This window comes from Psychrobacter sp. Arc29 (genome assembly GCF_041431175.1).
In the GTDB taxonomy this organism is placed as follows: Bacteria; Pseudomonadota; Gammaproteobacteria; order Pseudomonadales; family Moraxellaceae; genus Psychrobacter.
Genome location: NZ_JASMRR010000003.1, coordinates 329,478 through 347,348, shown reverse-complemented (window position 1 = coordinate 347,348; position 17,871 = coordinate 329,478). Strand labels below are relative to the sequence as shown.

Here is a 17,871-nt window from a genome sequence, read left to right as displayed (position 1 = left end):
CTGCAACAATTACCCCTAAATTGATAATCACATCGTTTGAAGTGAAAATCATACTGGCTTGCATATGGGCTTCTTCTTCTTTGCTTTTCGATTTTTGTAGTAAATAGAGGCAAATCGAGTTTGCAATTAGCGCAAGAATCGATATGACTATCATGGTAGAAAAGTCAGGTAACTGCTCATTGCCAAAGAAACGTCTTAGTACTTCTAAAAAACCAAGAATCGCTAGCGTAATTTGAAAATATCCGGCAATTCTAGCAATCCGTTTTTTCTTAATGACCGTTCCACCGACCGCAAATAAGCTAATTCCGTACACGAAGCTATCTGCTAACATATCTAAGCTGTCGGCGACCAACCCCATCGAACGAGAAATCAGTCCCGTGCTCATTTCAATAATAAAGAAAGCAAAGTTAATGACCAGCACTATCCATAGTAGCTTTCTTTGCTCAGCATCTTTTTTGTGACTAGAGTCAGCATCAATTTTAAAATTATTGTTGGGATCAGAGGGGTCAATGGTTTCGGTCGAGAGTAGGGTGTCTCCTAATTTTAGGTCATGAATAGCAGTCTCTATCCCTTCTATATTGTCATGATGAAACACAGTTAATTGACGGTTAGGAATGTCGAACTCAAGATGTTCAATATTCGAGTGGCCCTCTAATTTCATTCGGATTAGGTTTTCCTCCGAAGGGCAGTCCATCTTCGATATTTTAAAAGTTGTTTTATTCATAGCTACATTTATATCCGGGTGGTGGTTCAAAAAGTAGAAAAAAAACAGGCTGAGAAATTGATAAATAGTGAAATGCAAATGACACTATACATCAAACGCCCAGCCTGTCTAAGTGACAATATAAAGAAAAATGGTTTCAAAAGTTATACCCCAGCGGAACCAGCCAACTCACCTTTTAAAACTATTAATAGACTACTTAAAACAGACTGGTATAATGGAACCACTTATACCAGTCTGCTGAACTAACTCTTACTGTACCCAAAGTCATGGTACCTTGCATCATACTCTTTTTATTACATCGTCTACTTTTTACATGCGTTTCAGTATTTTGTAGTAGTCATTACCCTGTTTAATAATTTGTGCTGACATACTATAAAAGTGCTAAGCACTATTATCGCTTGGCACTAGTATGCTTCTATCCTACGTGACAACCTCCAAATTACTGACTAAATCATGACTGCTAACAACGTTTTGAACGTCAATAAAGGTACTTTTACCTAACGCCCCAAGATTATAGCTTGCAAACTCATAGTATAAATTAACCACATCACCCATAATCAATAGCGCAGGGGTCGGTAGTTTTGCCTCAGCTTGCTGCTCGGCGATACTGCCAAGCGTACCGATTAGCAGCTGCTGAGTAGGCAAACTAGCATGACTAATCACAGCAAAAGGTGTGTTACTGTCGCGCCCTGCGGCAATTAACCCTTGGGTCATCTCATCTAGTCGATTCAACCCCATATAAAAGACAACGGTTTGCGTACTGTCCAAAAGTTCATCATAGTCATTATTAGGTGCACCTGATTTTTTGCATGCTGTTACAAACTTCACGGCTTGTGCATGATCACGGTGTGTCAATGGAATACCTGCTCTGCTTGCAGCCGCACTAGCAGCAGTGATACCAGGAATAGATTCAAAATGAATACCATGACGCACCACTTCTTGCAGTTCTTCACCACCTCGTCCAAAAATAAAGGGGTCGCCCCCTTTGAGCCTAACGACCGTTTTACCTGCTAGCGCATGTTTGACTAGCAGCTCATTGATACCTTCTTGTGGTAGCGCATGATTGGAACGGCGCTTACCAACGAATATCTTCTCTGCTGTCAGCGCACACATATCTAAAATATCCTCTGAAACCAAGCTGTCATAGAGCACGACATCTGCTTTTTGCATCACTCGCAGTGCTTTTAACGTGAGTAGTTCAGGATCACCAGAACCTGCACCAACCAAATGTACCGTGCCTACTTTCATATTTTTGTCTATACCTAATGGCTTGTCGCGCCCTGCGGTATGACAATTAGTATTAGACAAATGATTTGCAATCAATGTGGTAATAAAGGGAGATGAATCAGTCATGGTAATAACTCCTAATAACACTGTTAATAACGCGCAAACCTGCACCTAACAATGGCATACCTAAGAAAAGAAGAGCATGTAAAATACGGTGCAAGCCCTATGCCATATTAACGATCAAACTTTGCAACAAGCACTACTTAAGACGCATACCTATCGATCAAGGCATTAATTTGACTCACACATGAACCGCAGTTAGTCCCTGCTCGGCATGCCTTTCCAACCGCGTGGGCACTCATACACTGCTGCTTGGTAATCGTCTCGATAATAATATTCTCTCCAACTGCCATACATGAACATACTAATGCACCTGGATCAACATACCCTGTCGCTGGACGACCTGCTAGCAACCACTTATAGCGTTGATTCTCTGGTATCGCATCAGTACTGGCAAAGCAGTTGTTAAGCCAATGAATACTGGGCAGCTGCGCCACCTGCGGTGCAAAACAAACGCTTAGTAGTAGCTGACAGCGTGGTATGTCAGACTTTGACGCACTAATCGATGCCCGACCTATCGCTTTATTATTTGCTTCTACCTGCGTCGAGACGAAGCGAAGCTGCTTTGCTTGCTTGCTGCAAGTAAAGGCACTATTGATCGATTTATCGGTGAGAGATGCTTGATAGGCATTGATAAAATTTTGCCAGTACTCAGGGTCAAGCAGTTTACTGACGACTTTGTCTATAGGACTGGCTAAAGTAATCAAGACGCTATTGGTTTGACGACTTAAACTCCATGTCAATGCGGGTAATGAGTTTGATCTTTCAGAAGTTGTATTTGTATCAGAAGAAGATATCAGCACTCCTTGATCCTCAGACTCTTTCTCAAAATCCAATAAAGTCTCACGCAGATGCACTATCATGGTGTCTTGTAGATCAGGATGCACCAAAATCTTGCCATAAGTTTTCATCGGCACAGGTATCACGCTGATTGCAGAATTTTTTAATTCAGGCTGTCCTGAATGCGGATCAACGACCGTTGGAATAAGCGCACCTACGCGAGCAAAACGAGCAAAGGCGTTGCTCCAATGCATCGGCATAAAGGCATCGCCTGCACTCATACTGTCGCTGATGGCAACTTGGGCGAGCACCTGACTGTCTGTAGTGGTGCTCGCGACCGTACGCGGCGGCTGGCTCTGTATTGATAAGTTTTTCTCATGGCAGGGACGTAGCTGTACATAATCGCCTTGGTCAACACCGAGCTGCTTGGCATCATTTGGATGCACGGTGAGCGTTGGTACAGATTCGTGTTGGTTGAGCTGCGGTGCAAGTCCTGTGCGCGTCATCGTATGCCACTGATCGCGAAGCCTACCTGTAATCAGCCGTAAGTCTACTGCCCCTGAGTCATCCTGATAAAACATACGACTGCCGTTATTTTTTTTACTATCAGTGCTTTTTGATCTTAATCGTCGCGGATGCCTGTTGGGTATACTCACGTGACTGGGCGGCGTAATGGCAATGAAACGTGTTTTGATTGGTGCGATACGTGCGCCGCCCCACTGAAATGGTGTCATGGCATCATATGCGTCACGACTGAAAGAAACGACGTCTTTATTTTGCTGCTCAAGATGGTTTGGGCTTTCCTCTATCGATGCTATCGAACCGACTACCATTGGAGAAAGATCTTTTGCTAAATTAAGATAGCGCGGTTGATTGCTATCTGACAGAGCTTGGCTGGCATCATTTCTATAAGCAGTTAGGGCGATATGCTCATTAAATATATCCCTAGGATGCTGATAATCAAACCCTGCCAAACCCATGCGTTTAGCGACTTGAGACAGTATCCACCAGTCAGGCTTTGCTTGTCCGAGTGCAGGCATTAAAGCCCGCTGGCGCGAGATGCGGCGCTCCGAATTGGTCACTGTGCCTGATTTCTCCCCCCAACCCTGTGCGGGCAAAACAATATCTGCACACTTAACCGTGTCGCTGTCGACGGAGCAGTCAGATACTATCACCAAATCACAGGTAGCCAGTGCGCGGCGAAACTTATCAGCCTCAGGCAAGCTGACGACAGGGTTGGTCGCCATAATCCAGATGGCTTTGATACGGCCATCTAGTATGGCATCAGCAGCATCGCAAGCTTTTACCCCAACCTCTGCGGCAAGCGGTTGCGGCGCTTGCCAAAAATCAGCCACCAAGTGACGATGCTGCTCGTTATCTAGGTCTAGATGCGCGGCAAGTAGGTTCGATAACGCGCCCACTTCACGCCCTCCCATCGCATTCGGCTGACCGGTTAGTGAAAATGGACTTGCACCTACTCGGCCCACTCGCCCAGTATACAAGTGAGTATTGATGATGGCATTGACCTTGTCGGTACCACTCGCAGACTGGTTGACGCCCATACTAAATGCTGTGATTGTTCTATCGTTTGCAGCGACCAGCTCATAAAACTCCCGTACAAGTTCCTCACTGATACTGCATGCCGTCGCCACTTTATCAATCGTCCATGTTTTTGCGGCCTCTAAGGCGGGCGTGACATCCTGACACTGCTTAAGATAGTCTTTATCACCACAGCCTTTTTGCTCAAGATAATGCAGCAGTCCGTTATATAAGTGCGTATCCGTGCCAACAGTGATGGGCACATGTAAATCGGCAAATTCACAAGAATCAGTACGACGCGGATCAATCACGATTAGTTTTTTATTAGGATCACGCTTTTTGGCGGCTAAAAACCGTCCGAATAAGATAGGATGACACCACGCCATATTGGAGCCCACCAATACCAATAAATCACAAGACTCTAAATCTTCATAATTACTAGGCACTAAGTCTGCACCAAAAGCACGCTTATGCCCTGCAACTGCTGAGGACATACAAAGACGCGAATTGGAATCGATATTATTATTACCAATGAAGCCTTTAATAAACTTATTGGCAACGTAGTAATCCTCTGTAAGCAGCTGCCCTGACACATAAAACATTACGCTGTCACGCCCGTGTGTCGCGATAGTGTTATTCAAACGACTGGCAATATCATCCAATACTGCCTCCCACTCGACAGGCTGCTTATCTGTTGGTTGTCCTTTTGCAATTGATCGCTGTTTGTCTTGATAATAAGGCTGAGTCAACCTGCGCTCAGTGCCCAATGTTTGTGCCAATGCACTGCCTTTTGAGCAGAGTTTACCGAAGTTTGCTGGATGATCAGGATCGCCTGTCACGCTGACTACACCTGCCTCATCGATGTTTGCTAGTACGCCGCAGCCTACGCCGCAGTAAGGACAAGTGGTACGAATAGGACTGATCAAATCTTCAGTGTAAGTTGTAATGCGAGAGGACGGTACGACACTGAGGGCTTGATCGTCATTTAAGATGGTGCTGCTCATGAGACCTCTCCTATTAGGTTTGCGTCACTTGGCAAGACCGATTCGGGCTCAGCTGCTTCTATTTTCTCTACATCGCAATAGGCTTCGCCAAAGATAAGGTCTTCTTTTATCGAGGATATGTCACTGCCATCAGTGATCAGCTGACTATAAAACCCGCTTTCACTCACATCACCGTATAGTACCGTGCCAATAAGTTTGCTTGCTTTGATGTAGAGACAAAGATAATGATCGAGGCTCGTTTGCTGATAAACCACGCGCTCTATCTGTGCCATTTCAATATCATCAAAAGCAATCTGACCTGCTGAAAAAGCGGCGATGCCAGATACTTTTAATTTTAAAGATAAAGGCTTGCTGATAAAGGGACGCCAGTGGTTTTTGTATTCGGTTATTCGTGAGTCACTATTGGCTGTCTTACGACTTGAGATGTATGGCGCTTTTAAGACAGACACCAAGGTATCGACCTGTTGATTGACAGGAGCCACCATCCCGAATAGCTCCCCGTCCAGCTCGACACATTCACCGATCGCATAGACATGAGAACAGCTCGTATGCATAAAGTTATCTACAAGGATACCTCGGTTAACCTCAAGACCGCTTTGCTGGGCCAGTGTCGTATTGGGGATGACACCAACGGCCATGACAATAAAGTCTGCTGGCAGTGTGCGGCCATCCTTTAACAACAGACCATTAACCTCGTGTTGATCATTGACCGTAATACATTCTGTGTTGGCTAACACCTCCAGCTTGACACTTCGACTTAAGAGCTCTGCTTGTAGCAGATGAGCGGCGGGCATATCAAGCTGTCGGTTGAGAACATGACTATCAACATGAACCACTGTCATATCTGCCCCTTGAGACGCCAAAGCACAAGCGGCTTCCAGACCCAGCACCCCGCCACCAATGACAAGACCCTTTTTTGCTTGGCGCGCGTACTCCGTCAATACCTGCACATCAGCAATCTCTCGAAATACATGAACCCCCTTAGCATCATGATTGGCAAAAGGGATGACGCGAGCTTGTGAGCCAGTAGCCAGCACCAGCTCGGTATAATCCAGGGTTTGTCCATCACTCAATTTGACACGCCGCTTATTGGTTTCGATTGCATCTACCGACGTGCCAGCCAATACCGTGATACCCAATTGCTCATATTCTGCTAGCTCGTATAAATATGTCTCTTCAAAAACCGACTCTCCTGAGAGTACGGGTGACAGCATGATACGGTTGTAGCCCACTTGCGGTTCTTTGCTAATCAGCGTGATGGGTAAATGAGCTGCGCCTTTTTCTTGGCTGCTTTGCTGCTGAGCACGTGCCAGCTCAATGGCAAAACGACTGCCTGCCATCCCAGCGCCTATAATAACGATACCCGCAGTAGTCTGACGTCTAGAAGAAGAAGCATTGGTAGAGAAAGCAGTATGGGTTGGTTCTGGTGAATCAAGTGACATAGGAAAATCATTCCTTAGCCGCAACACGCAGCGTTGAGTAAAATGGCTTGTCGTACTATTTACGTTTAACAAGGTTTTATGAAAAATAAATCAGCAACGATATGATAATGACAAATTGAATAAAGCAAATGCTGTGCCAAACCAATAAGGGATGACGTATGATCAGCGGTTCAGGGTCTCTGGTATTGTTACTATTATCGGGATTAAAGTCTTGTAAGAACTCGCCAATCGCTTGATACCTTGCCTGCGTACTAGAGTGTAGTGCACGCATCAACGCTTGCTGGCTGGTAGCGGGCACTCGGTTTTGACGCAGGCGCTCGGCAGGTACAACTAGTGAGACAGATGGGTTCATCAACTCTTGCGAGCTAAATGGTAGCTCACCTGTGAGTAACTCATAACCAATCACGGCAATGGAAAACAAATCAGAATGCACGCCTTTTGGGGCATCGGTGTAATATTCTGGTGCAGCGTAGTGCAAATCGCCATTAGGAGGACGCGTACTGTCTTTTAGTATGGAGGAGCTAGCAGAGCCAAAGTCGATTAACTTGACCGCACCTGATTGAGTTAATAATATATTTTCAGGCTTGATATCTTGATGCAGTAGGTAGTTTCGATGCATCACACGGACCGCCATGCCGATCTTAGTGAGTAAATCGTAAGTTTGCCAAATATCACAAGGGGCTTGACGATCCATAAAAACTCGTAGGCTCTCCCCTTCGATATATTCCGTTAAATGATATAAATAAGTGCTACTGGCAGGCACTGGGTAGTAGCGCAAAAGCCCCGATGCATTAGACGCATTGAAAGTAGCATTCAGTTTTTTAGAGACATCACTGGTTAAAAGCGGATCATGGGAGGATACGCTATTGGGGTTCACTTGATTGTAAGCGGGCTCACCAATACGTTTGTGCTTGGACAGGCTCAAACCGATTTTACGTTCCTTTAAAAACTCACGTAGATAATACCCATCAGCAATGACATTGAGACTTGGCGACTTCAAAACAAATGCATGCTGGTCGTTATCCTTTACTAAATACACCTCACTGCGAGCCGTACGCGCGATGATTTTTTTGACCACAAAATTATCAATCTGTGCCCCTACTGCCAAGCCCGTTGGTAAGCGATAGTGATTGATATCCTGAGCATGACTACGGTCGCTATCCAAACCTTGATCAAGCGCAATGGCGTTATCTGTTTCTCTGTGCGTTTTGGTTTTCGTGATTTCATCGTTCATACCCAGCATGATTACACTGAGATTATCATAACTACCCTCGCTAAAGGCGTGCTCACATAAACGCTGGCTCATCTGAAGATGGTCGATGATTTGATTAGGACATGCTACTGATTGGTGCATGGCCTGTACCGCAGCACACAGCTCAAACTGTAACTCTGCTGGCGTAATAGACTCATAAACCCCATCGGTCATGAGCGCCAAACACTCGTTTTGGTGCAAAGTGAACACCGACTGTTGCAGCTCAACTCGGGTATCAGCACCGATAGCAGCAGACAACGCCCCTTTGTCTCGTCCGTGGTGAATGTGATGGTCTTTGGTCAATAGCACCATACTGTCGATACCGATACGATAGATACGAGAGTCGCCTGTATGGAACAGATGAATACGGTCACCTATACAGAGCAGTCCTGATAAAGTTGATAATAAAGCTGGCAGGCGCTCATACGCCTGCGGGAAGTAAAGCGAATCATTGGCTTGGTGGACCGCCTCCTTAATCACTATGGCAATTTGATTGTCATCAAAGCTGTGTAGCGGATTTAGCGATTGCTCTTGCGCTTTGCTTGCAGAGTGTCTTTGCGATTCGCTTGATGCCTCATTTGCTTGCACCCTATCTGTCTGTACCATCTCTGCAAGTTTTGAGGTGATATAGTGTGTCACTGTGTTTATCACTGACTGACTGGCTTGTTTGGGAAACTGGCAAGCACTGACCCCATCAGCCATTAGCACCAATAAAGGCGCTGTAAAAGAGGGATGATCGCCACTATGCGCTGACGATAGTGAAAAGGATGATAACGATGGGAACCCATAAGGCAAGCAGGTCGTTATGAGTAGGCTATCTTGGTTCTCAGCTTTGCGCCCTGCCATCGTACAAAAATCAGGCAGCCACAATGCAACGTCCGCATTATGACTGCTTACTTGACCTGTCCCTTTAGGAGCTTGTTTGACGCTCTCATACATAATTTAGCTCACTTGTATTTGAGCAAAACTGCCATCTGGCATCTCTTCAATAATAACGCCTTCAGGCTCTTTTAGTAAAAACAGCGCAAAGAAGCCAACCACAGCCGTTGCGGCAATCACAAAGAAGAATGCCTGATACGATACCAGACTCAGTACAGTTAGATAGACCACTGACCCGACGTTACCGTAAGCACCCGTCATTCCTGCAAACTGACCTGTCATACTACGTTTAATCAAAGGAATCACAGCAAACACTGCTCCCTCACCCGCCTGTACAAAGAAAGAGCAGAACATGGTAATCAACAGCGCAAGTGCGATCGGCCATGAAGAGTCAACGACACCCATCAACAGATAACCAACGGCCAAACCTGCAGTGAGAATCAAAAGTGTGATTTTGCGACCAAATTTATCACTCAACCAGCCGCCGCCTGGACGTGACATGAGGTTCATAAAGGCGTAGCTTGATGCCAAGACACCTGCCATGACAATCGATAAGTTAAAGGTTTCTTGATAGAAGAGTGGTAGCATAGAGACCACAGCCAACTCTGAGCCAAAAGTCGCAAAGTATAAAATATTCAAAATACCGACTTGCTTAAAGTCATATCGGTGAGCTTTTGGCACAGGCGTGGTAAATACTTCCTTATTAAAACGATAACTACTGATAAATTCATAAACGTATAACACCACCAACGCAATATAGACGATGTTGACACTTGCCTGACTCAGCAAACTGACACCAGCTGGTGATAATTTCCACGCCAATAAGGCCAATGCCAAATACATCGGCAGTTTAAATACCATCATGAGCCAGAAGTCACCTGATGAAGTCACCATCATGGCACCAGATTTTTTAGGTTTGAAATATGTGGCACCCTTAGGGGTATCACGTACCATCTTATAAAAAATCACACTATAGAGCATCATAACCAACCCTGAAGTAGCCGTTGCATAACGCCAACCTTCCTCACCGCCGAAAATGGCAGCGGCCGCAATAGCGACTGTCGGTAGTAGCAGTGCCGCGGCGGCAGAGCCGAAATTTCCCCAGCCCCCATAGATACCTTCAGCTGTACCCAGCTCATTGGCAGGAAACCAGTCACTCATGAGACGAATACCGACCACAAACCCTGCACCAACGAAACCTAACAAAAAGCGTGATAGCGCTAGCGTATTGTAATCTTGCGCAAAAGCGAAGGTGAAACAGGGAATTGCGCCAATGGCTAAAATAGCAGTGTAAACAAGCCGCGGACCAAAGCGATCGGTCAACATACCGATGATGACTCGGGCTGGAATAGTCAAGGCAACATTTAATATCAATAAGGTTTTTACCTGGTCTTTGGTGAGGTTCAAGCTCTCCCCTATCGCAGATAAGAATGGTGCGTGGTTAAACCACACAAAAAAGGTGAAAAAAAACGCCATCCACCCAAGATGGAGAATTTTGTTTTTACCACTAAAAGAAAAGATATTCAGCTTGTTTTTATTTGGCACATCAGGTTTCGATGAAGGCATAGACGATTTCCTCAAATGGCTAACATTAAAGTTATAAAAACACGTTATGAGTCAGAAACTTATCAGTTGCGACCATTAGGAGAGTGCAATGGATGTGCCAGCTGCAAATATAAAATTGACATAGATATAAAGCATCATCTTTTTTAATAGGGCTACGCTTTGTACCAGATGGCTCTAAAGGCATCCCAATTAAATAATATTGCTTAGATAAAACTAAGTTACCTCTCAGTTAATTAAAGTAAGCGATGCACCTTTAAAGTAACAATCAAAACCAAATTGGTGCATTTTTGTCACTATTTTGGTGCATAGGATGTAAATGACAACTATTAAAAAGATCATATTAAACAATTACTTACAACAGAAAATAGCATCACCAAAAGTACTGGCATGACCTTATAAACTGGTAAGGCTACATATCTTTTAACTATATAAGGGTTCGATAATTGAATGTCATTAATTGTGTTTGGCACGATTATTGAGGGCTTAATAGTTATAGGCATCTAAGCATTAACGACTATCTATCATTGAACCATCTAAAAATTAACTTGCGACTTTTGGATGGGACATTAGATGAAAGTATTTAAGCAAACCCATTACTGAGGATAGGCATATGAGTAGCACTATAGTACGTACGATGAATAAAGCTAAATTAGTAGTGATTGGTAACGGTATGGTGGGACATCACTTTATCGAGCGAGCGATAGAAAAAGGCTTACACGATCAGTTTGAGATTCACGTATTTGCTGAAGAGGATCGCCCAGCTTATGACCGGGTGTATCTATCGAGCTATTTTGAACATAAAGATGTGAGTAAACTAAACTTAGTGGACTTGAGCAGGTATGAGGATGCTCAGATTCAGTTGCATCTTAATCAGCGAATCACAAACATCGATGCCGCCAATCAATGTATCAGCACGGAAGACGGTACCCAGATAGACTATGCTGAATTGGTACTAGCAACAGGCTCCTATCCGTTTGTGCCGCCGATTCCAGGGCGCGAGCATCGGCACTGTCATGTCTATCGTACGATTAAAGATTTGGATGATATTCTTAGTACTGCTGAGCAGCAAAAAGTTAAAAAAGGTGTCGTGGTCGGTGGTGGTCTGCTGGGTCTTGAAGCCGCCAAAGCCCTAGTCACACTAGGATTAGAAACTTACGTAGTCGAGTTTGCGCCTCAGCTGATGGGCGTACAGCTTGATGCTGCTGGCGGTGATATTTTAAAGCGTAAAATTGAAGCCCTTGGCGTCAAAGTACTAACAGGTAAAAATACTAAGACCATTATCGACAATACCCTGTCGGATGAAGCATCGTGTCACTTAACCATGCAGTTCGCTGATGATACGTCGTTGGATACCGACATGATCGTCTTTAGTGCGGGTATTCGTCCGCAAGATGGCATTATCAAAAGCAACCCTGAATGCGGTATCGAAATCGGCGCCCGTGGCGGTATTCTGATTGATGAAGCCTGCCGTACCAGTGCCCCGAATGTATATGCCATTGGAGAATGCGCCGTATGGGACAACACCGTTTTTGGCTTGGTCGCGCCAGGTTATAGCATGGCCAGTATTTGCGCTGCTCAAATCGCAGGCGATCACGCTCAGACCTTTACAGGCGCTGACATGAGCACCAAGCTCAAACTGATGGGCGTCGATGTGGGCAGTATCGGTGATGCGCACGGTGCAACAGAGAACAGTTTGAGCTATTTATACCAAAACCCTGCTGAGGGTATCTATAAAAAACTGGTAACCACAGCAGACAATAAGCGGCTATTGGGCGCTGTATTGGTAGGCGACACTGAGGATTACAACAATCTCTTGCAGCTATTTCTAAACGATATTGACCTGCCTGCCCATCCTGAAAGCCTGATCCTACCCAACGTAGAAAAACCCACCATGGGTATCGAGAACCTGCCCGATAGCGCCACGATTTGCTCTTGTTACAACGTCACCAAAGGTGCTATTTGTGCCGCCGTTGAAGACGGTGCTTATACCATGGCAGAGGTGAAATCATGTACCAGTGCTGGTACCGGCTGTGGCGGCTGCGCACCTATGGTAAAAGACACATTGGGCTATCAACTAACCGCGCTTGGTTTTGAAGTCAATAATGATCTGTGTGAGCATTTTGCTTACTCACGTCAGGAGTTGTATAGCTTGATTCGAGTACAAGGCATTAAGACATTTGATGCGCTATTAGATGAGCACGGTAGTGGTCATGGCTGCGAGATTTGCAAACCAACCGTCGCCTCTATTTTGGCGTCTTGTTGGAATGATTATGTACTCAAGCCCGAACTCACGCCACTGCAAGACAGCAACGATTACTATCTAGGCAATATTCAAAAAGATGGGACTTATTCGGTCGTGCCGCGTGTGCCTGGCGGTGAAATCACTGCAGATAAACTCATCATCCTCGGACAAGTCGCCAAAGAGTTCAATCTATATACCAAAATCACTGGCGGCCAGCGCGTCGACTTATTTGGCGCACGTTTAGACCAACTGCCTGATATTTGGACACAACTGGTCGATGCTGGGTTTGAGACAGGGCATGCTTATGGTAAATCTCTGCGTACGGTAAAATCTTGTGTGGGTAACAATTGGTGTCGCTACGGTGTCGATGACAGTGTTGGCTTAGCCCTTAGATTAGAAGATCGCTACAAAGGCGTGCGCTCACCGCACAAAATAAAAATGGGCGTATCTGGATGTACCCGTGAGTGCGCTGAAGCGCAAAGCAAAGATTTTGGGATTATTGCTACTGAAAATGGCTGGAACCTCTTTGTCTGCGGTAATGGTGGAATGACCCCGCGTCATGGTGAACTATTCGCAACGGATCTTGATACGGACACGGTTGTTAGGTATATCGACCGTATTATCATGTTTTATATCAAAACTGCAGATAAACTTCAGCGTACTTCCAAATGGCGCGAGAGCCTTGAAGGTGGACTTGAGTATCTACAGGCAGTGATTATTGAGGACAGTTTAGGTATCGCTGAGGAGCTAGAGTCACAGATGCAATTACTCATCGACAACTATGTTTGTGAATGGAAAGCCACCATTACTGATAGCGAAAAACTCAAACGTTTCCGTCATTTTGTGAATAGTGAGCAAGGCGATGATAATGTGGTATTCGTCACTGAGCGCGAGCAGATCCGTCCTGCAACTGACACTGAAAAGACGCAAATAAAAGTGACCGAATTAGCATAATCTTGACGTGTCAGCGTCTATTCATAGTAGACGCTAGACAGTATTTTTTATTGTTGGTCTCATTTATATTTTACCATTAAGGATCTTCTGATGACTCAGCTCACGGTATGCAAAATCAATGATATTATTCCCGAAACAGGGGTCTGTGCGCTTGTGAATGGCAAACAAGTGGCTATTTTTTGCACCAAGCAAACACAGTTATTTGCGCTTGATAATTATGATCCGTTCAGTCAAGCCAACGTTTTGTCTAGAGGTCTGATTGGCGGCACCACTATTACCAACGAGGATGGCTCTGCTGAAAATGTACTATATGTCGCCTCACCTATTTATAAGCAGCGCTTTAATCTTGTCACAGGTCAATGTTTGGATGATAAAAATATCATACTCGACACGTATAAAGTCGAGCTTCATGGTAGTGACGTCATCGTGAAATATAACTAAGTATTTGTGTGTTTAACACATACTACCTTTTAAACTATTTAAACAGCCTTTGACTTTAAGAATCAAAGGCTGTTTTATTCTTTATTAAGCTTTTTGTCATCCTCTAATAGGTTAATAAGACTGATGTCTGCTAGGAAGTTATCGATATTAAATAAGACTAGAAAAGCTATTTGTGACCATTTATAAATAAACAATAAAATGAGAATGCACATTTATCACACAGGAGTAAAACATCGTGCTTTATTTTCTACAATCAATAACGGCACAATAGATGTATAGCAAAGTCTAAGCGCTTTTATCAGCTTGGACTCTATGTTAGCCCCATGTACATACAAAGAAGATCTTGTAAATGTAACCCTCTTATAAAGTTAAGACTTCCTTATCGTATCGAATATTTTAGACCTTCATAATGGAAGCACTCATATTATGTCACTGAATGGGTTGCCTCTATTACAGCTTGTTTGAATACTTTCTTGCTGTCATAGCAGAATTAAAAAATATTATTTTTATCATAAAACCGACTCATAACTCGTACTACGCCCTGATGCTACAGATTTTTGCATCATACCCTTCTCTATCAAATCATTAATATCTCGTAGTGCCGTATCTATAGAGCACTTAGTCATAATTGCCCATTTATTAGTAGTCAGCTTGCCATAAAAATCAGTCAGCAAAGTATTTAGCATTTTTACTTGTCTATCATTTAAAGCATGCTGTCGATGCGTCTACCAAAAACCTGATTTACTGATAATTTTATCCGTGGTTTCTTGAGCTGCAATGAGAGATTGCTCTAGCGTTTGCAAAAACCACACCAACCAATCCGTAATATCTTTATCACCTTTTTGTGTGCGCTCTAGTATTTTGTAATAGTCATTACGCTGTTTCAGAATCTGCGCTGACATACTATAAAAGCGCTGGGCACTTTTATCACTTTGCGCGAGCATTCTTTCTGTAATTGCTCGTGTTAGTCGTCCGTTTCCATCATCAAATGGATGCAAAGTCACAAACCATAAATGAGCGATACCTGCTTTGATGACCAAATCTATATCATCTTGCTCATTTGGCGAAATGTTAAACCACGATAAAAATTTGTCTAGCTCATCTGGCAACCTATATGCACTTGGGGCAATAAAATGGACCTGTTCACGACCATACCCACCAGACACTACTTGCATTGGCCCGTGACTATCATCACGGATATTGCCTGCTTAAATGCGATAAAGCCCACTATATCCATCTGGAAATAATGCTCGATGCCATCCGAGTAGGTCATCTAATAATAACGGCTGTTGATAACGATAGGTGGTACTTAGCATCATCTCTACCACTGCATCGATCTCACGAGTAGTCGTTGGCATACTGGCATTATCTAACCCTAAATACTGCACAACTGAGGGACGCACTTGCTCATTATTTAGAGCCTCACATTCAATCTAAGAGGTTTTAATAATCTCTAGAGTCACTGTATCTAACCGTGTCTCGACATTCAGATCAAATCCTAGCGTTAGCAGTTTTCCTAGTAAACGGTTTTGTAATATCTGCACGCGACTGACGAGTGAAAATAGTTTTTTGTCTGACCATTGCTATTCAGTCCAATTTAAATGCTCATGAATATAAGTAATATGCTTCATATGTTCCTCAGAAATATGCAGAGAATAATCAATATAAACAATAACCAGAGATTCTAAAACTGGAAAATCAGCATTAATAATCGAAGCATTAAAGAAAAATTTTTAATAAAAGTGCGCGGCTTTTTGTTCTAAATGATAATTGAGCGGAGGTAAAAACACTATAAAAATATAGTGCCTAAATACGAGTTAAATTTTATAATATAATAATTTACCTCTTAATTATTTTTCTATATGTTACCTGAAAACTAATGAAATCAACGTATGTAAGATAAAATCATTCTTTACAGGTTCGTCGACCTACCTTGACATGGTAGAGGTTAGCAGTTCGAATCTGCTTATGCCTACCAAATTTAGAAAGCCCCAATCTTAAGATTGGGGCTTTTTTTTGTCTGTAAAATATGGGCTGTAGAAAAATCGCAGACTTTGTATCAGTAGAAATCTTCTGTTTTCGTAGTCTTAACAAAAATTATGAAAAAACTTGTGTGCCCAAATTGTGCCTAAGTTGCGCCTGCTCTCTATTTAGCATTTCCTTTAGAATGGCACTTTCGACCTCTACTATAACTTTACTAAAACTCTCTCAAAATTAATTTATATCTCTTTGTCTGTCGGCTTTATGAATTCATTTTTTGTATCAAACCTGCTTATCATAGCGTCCGTTATGGGAATAAAATCCGCTTTTTAATGAGGATTTGAAGCTTTGATTATAGGCTACTGGTATCAACGTTTTAACTCACTAAAACAGTCACAGTGTACATAGCACAGCATTTATCTATAAAAAACAAAGAGAGTCTTAATTCTAAAAAATTAAGACTCTCTTTGAGATGTACCATAAAGACAATAAGATAGACGTCTCTTATATTTTTACTACATATCGACCTACGGATTTTCCTTCTAACATCAACGCGTAAGTGGTTTTAATATCTTCTAGACCAATCTCACTAGTGATACTATCTAACGTCGCTATTTTGAACTCACCAGCCAGCTTGTTCCATGCTGCTTGCTTCTTCTCAAGCTTACATTCGACCGAATCGATACCGATTAGTCTTACGCCCCTCAAAATAAATGGAAATACATTAGTATTGAGTTCATGTGATGCTGTGAGGCCGCAGCAAGTGGCAACCCCATCGTATTTTATATATTTCAAGGCATTGGCTAAAATATCACCGCCTACCGTATCGACAACCCCTGCATATCTCTCAGCCATCATAGGCTTTTTAGCATTCTCGTTGAAAGTGTCTCTAAGAATAACTTCTGACGCACCAATCTGTTTAAGATAATCAATTTGTTCCTTTTTTCCTGACACAGCAACAACAGTACAGCCAATTTTTTTCAGTATAGAAACCGCTATAGAGCCTACGCCACCAGTCGCACCAGTGACTAAAATCTCACCGTCTTCTGGCTTTATACCATTGTCTAGTAACTCATTGATACTTAAAGCTGCTGTTAATCCCGCAGTACCGAAAGTCATGATTTCTTTGTCGGTGATCGTATCTGGGATTCTTGCAACCCATGAAGCTGGGACTTTAACAAATTCTGAATGACCACCATCCGTATTCATACCTAAGTCATAGCCTGTAACCAGTACCTTGTCTCCAACGGCGAAGATATCAGATGTCGTTTCGTGCACCACTCCGGCTACATCAATGCCAGTGATATGAGGAAATTTTCTAGTTACTCCAGGATTACCGACGGAGCTTAAAGCATCTTTATAATTTAATGAAGAATAAGTTGTCTTTATGACGACTTCATCTTTATTGCATTCTGGGACAGGAACTTCTTGTATCGCGCCAGAAAATTCTCTTTCAGCTACTTTCTCTACTAAAAAGGCTTTCATATTCACTCCTTGTACATGCTTAGAGTTATAACCTCAGTATTTTTGGCAAGGAGATTCTTTGCCTTTAGTTACCTCAGTTAGGTATTAGCATTTCAATAATATGTTTTAATTTTAATATAATTTCATATATCGATATAAAAGTTATCGTTATGAAAAATAACATAATCGATTTATGATAACAAGATATGTGTGTACAAGCCTTTAAATCGCTTCAACAATGAAAGGTTGGCAGCACC

11 protein-coding genes and 2 pseudogenes are annotated in these 17,871 nt (G+C 43.1%); 3 read left to right on the top strand and 10 right to left on the bottom strand.

All coding sequences use genetic code 11. The annotated features are described in order from the left end of the window. Positions 1 to 724: cation transporter (locus QO189_RS06545; RefSeq protein WP_371532045.1), on the bottom strand; the 724-nt coding region annotated here is incomplete at its 3' end. A gap of 72 nt (positions 725 to 796) precedes the next feature. Between QO189_RS06545 and QO189_RS06540 the strand changes: the two are divergent. Then, positions 797 to 871, top strand: a pseudogene (locus QO189_RS06540) (IS1 family transposase); the annotation flags it as partial. A 273-nt stretch (positions 872 to 1,144) separates the two neighbouring features. Here the strand turns inward: QO189_RS06540 and cobA are convergent. The 5 genes from cobA to QO189_RS06515 all read right to left on the bottom strand — a co-directional run bounded on the left by cobA (position 1,145) and on the right by QO189_RS06515 (position 10,533). Beyond that, positions 1,145 to 2,077, bottom strand: coding sequence for a uroporphyrinogen-III C-methyltransferase (gene cobA / locus QO189_RS06535; protein ID WP_371532044.1), 933 nt, complete (start codon positions 2,075 to 2,077; stop codon positions 1,145 to 1,147). Between the two features lie 137 nt (positions 2,078 to 2,214). Further along, positions 2,215 to 5,394 carry a molybdopterin-dependent oxidoreductase gene (locus QO189_RS06530; RefSeq protein WP_371532043.1) on the bottom strand — a complete coding sequence of 1,060 codons (3,180 nt, stop codon included), beginning with the start codon at positions 5,392 to 5,394 and terminating at the stop codon, positions 2,215 to 2,217. Beyond that, positions 5,391 to 6,836 (bottom strand): NAD(P)/FAD-dependent oxidoreductase, encoded by a 1,446-nt coding sequence (locus QO189_RS06525; RefSeq protein ID WP_371532042.1) that lies wholly within the window; start codon positions 6,834 to 6,836, stop codon positions 5,391 to 5,393. Before QO189_RS06525 ends, QO189_RS06530 begins: the two co-directional genes overlap by 4 nt. 76 nt (positions 6,837 to 6,912) lie before the next feature. Further along, positions 6,913 to 9,027, bottom strand: coding sequence for a protein kinase (locus QO189_RS06520; RefSeq protein WP_371532041.1), 2,115 nt, complete (start codon positions 9,025 to 9,027; stop codon positions 6,913 to 6,915). Positions 9,028 to 9,030: 3 nt separating this feature from the next. Next, positions 9,031 to 10,533, bottom strand: coding sequence for a NarK family nitrate/nitrite MFS transporter (locus tag QO189_RS06515; protein WP_371532040.1), 1,503 nt, complete (start codon positions 10,531 to 10,533; stop codon positions 9,031 to 9,033). 610 nt (positions 10,534 to 11,143) lie between these two features. Here QO189_RS06515 and nirB point away from each other — a divergent pair. Beyond that, positions 11,144 to 13,729 (top strand): nitrite reductase large subunit NirB, encoded by a 2,586-nt coding sequence (nirB, locus tag QO189_RS06510; protein WP_371532039.1) that lies wholly within the window; start codon positions 11,144 to 11,146, stop codon positions 13,727 to 13,729. A 90-nt stretch (positions 13,730 to 13,819) separates the two neighbouring features. Then, positions 13,820 to 14,170 (top strand): nitrite reductase small subunit NirD, encoded by a 351-nt coding sequence (gene nirD, locus QO189_RS06505; protein ID WP_371532038.1) that lies wholly within the window; start codon positions 13,820 to 13,822, stop codon positions 14,168 to 14,170. Positions 14,171 to 14,895: 725 nt separating this feature from the next. Here the strand turns inward: nirD and QO189_RS06500 are convergent. The 4 genes and pseudogenes from QO189_RS06500 to QO189_RS06485 form a co-directional block, all read right to left on the bottom strand. Further along, positions 14,896 to 15,345, bottom strand: a complete 450-nt coding sequence (locus tag QO189_RS06500) for a Fic family protein (protein ID WP_371532037.1) — start codon at positions 15,343 to 15,345, stop codon at positions 14,896 to 14,898. Positions 15,346 to 15,378: 33 nt separating this feature from the next. Further along, a complete protein-coding gene (locus QO189_RS06495; RefSeq protein WP_371532036.1) occupies positions 15,379 to 15,573 on the bottom strand; it encodes a hypothetical protein in 195 nt (64 codons plus the stop codon). A gap of 30 nt (positions 15,574 to 15,603) precedes the next feature. Next, positions 15,604 to 15,741: pseudogene (locus tag QO189_RS06490) on the bottom strand (DUF4172 domain-containing protein); the annotation flags it as partial. A gap of 913 nt (positions 15,742 to 16,654) precedes the next feature. Next, on the bottom strand, positions 16,655 to 17,635 hold the full coding sequence (locus QO189_RS06485; protein WP_371532035.1) for a YhdH/YhfP family quinone oxidoreductase: 981 nt from the start codon (positions 17,633 to 17,635) through the stop codon (positions 16,655 to 16,657). Between the last annotated feature and the right edge of the window lie 236 nt (positions 17,636 to 17,871).

Excerpts from the sequence above, each read along its gene's own strand:
- nirD (WP_371532038.1), top strand. The coding sequence starts at position 13,820 with ATGACTCAGCTCACGGTATGCAAAATCAATGATATTATTCCCGAAACA.
- QO189_RS06485 (WP_371532035.1), bottom strand. The coding sequence starts at position 17,635 with ATGAAAGCCTTTTTAGTAGAGAAAGTAGCTGAAAGAGAATTTTCTGGC.
- cobA (WP_371532044.1), bottom strand. The coding sequence starts at position 2,077 with ATGACTGATTCATCTCCCTTTATTACCACATTGATTGCAAATCATTTG.
- QO189_RS06520 (WP_371532041.1), bottom strand. The coding sequence starts at position 9,027 with ATGTATGAGAGCGTCAAACAAGCTCCTAAAGGGACAGGTCAAGTAAGC.
- QO189_RS06500 (WP_371532037.1), bottom strand. The coding sequence starts at position 15,345 with ATGCAAGTAGTGTCTGGTGGGTATGGTCGTGAACAGGTCCATTTTATT.
- QO189_RS06515 (WP_371532040.1), bottom strand. The coding sequence starts at position 10,533 with ATGCCTTCATCGAAACCTGATGTGCCAAATAAAAACAAGCTGAATATC.
- QO189_RS06525 (WP_371532042.1), bottom strand. The coding sequence starts at position 6,836 with ATGTCACTTGATTCACCAGAACCAACCCATACTGCTTTCTCTACCAAT.
- QO189_RS06530 (WP_371532043.1), bottom strand. The coding sequence starts at position 5,394 with ATGAGCAGCACCATCTTAAATGACGATCAAGCCCTCAGTGTCGTACCG.
- nirB (WP_371532039.1), top strand. The coding sequence starts at position 11,144 with ATGAGTAGCACTATAGTACGTACGATGAATAAAGCTAAATTAGTAGTG.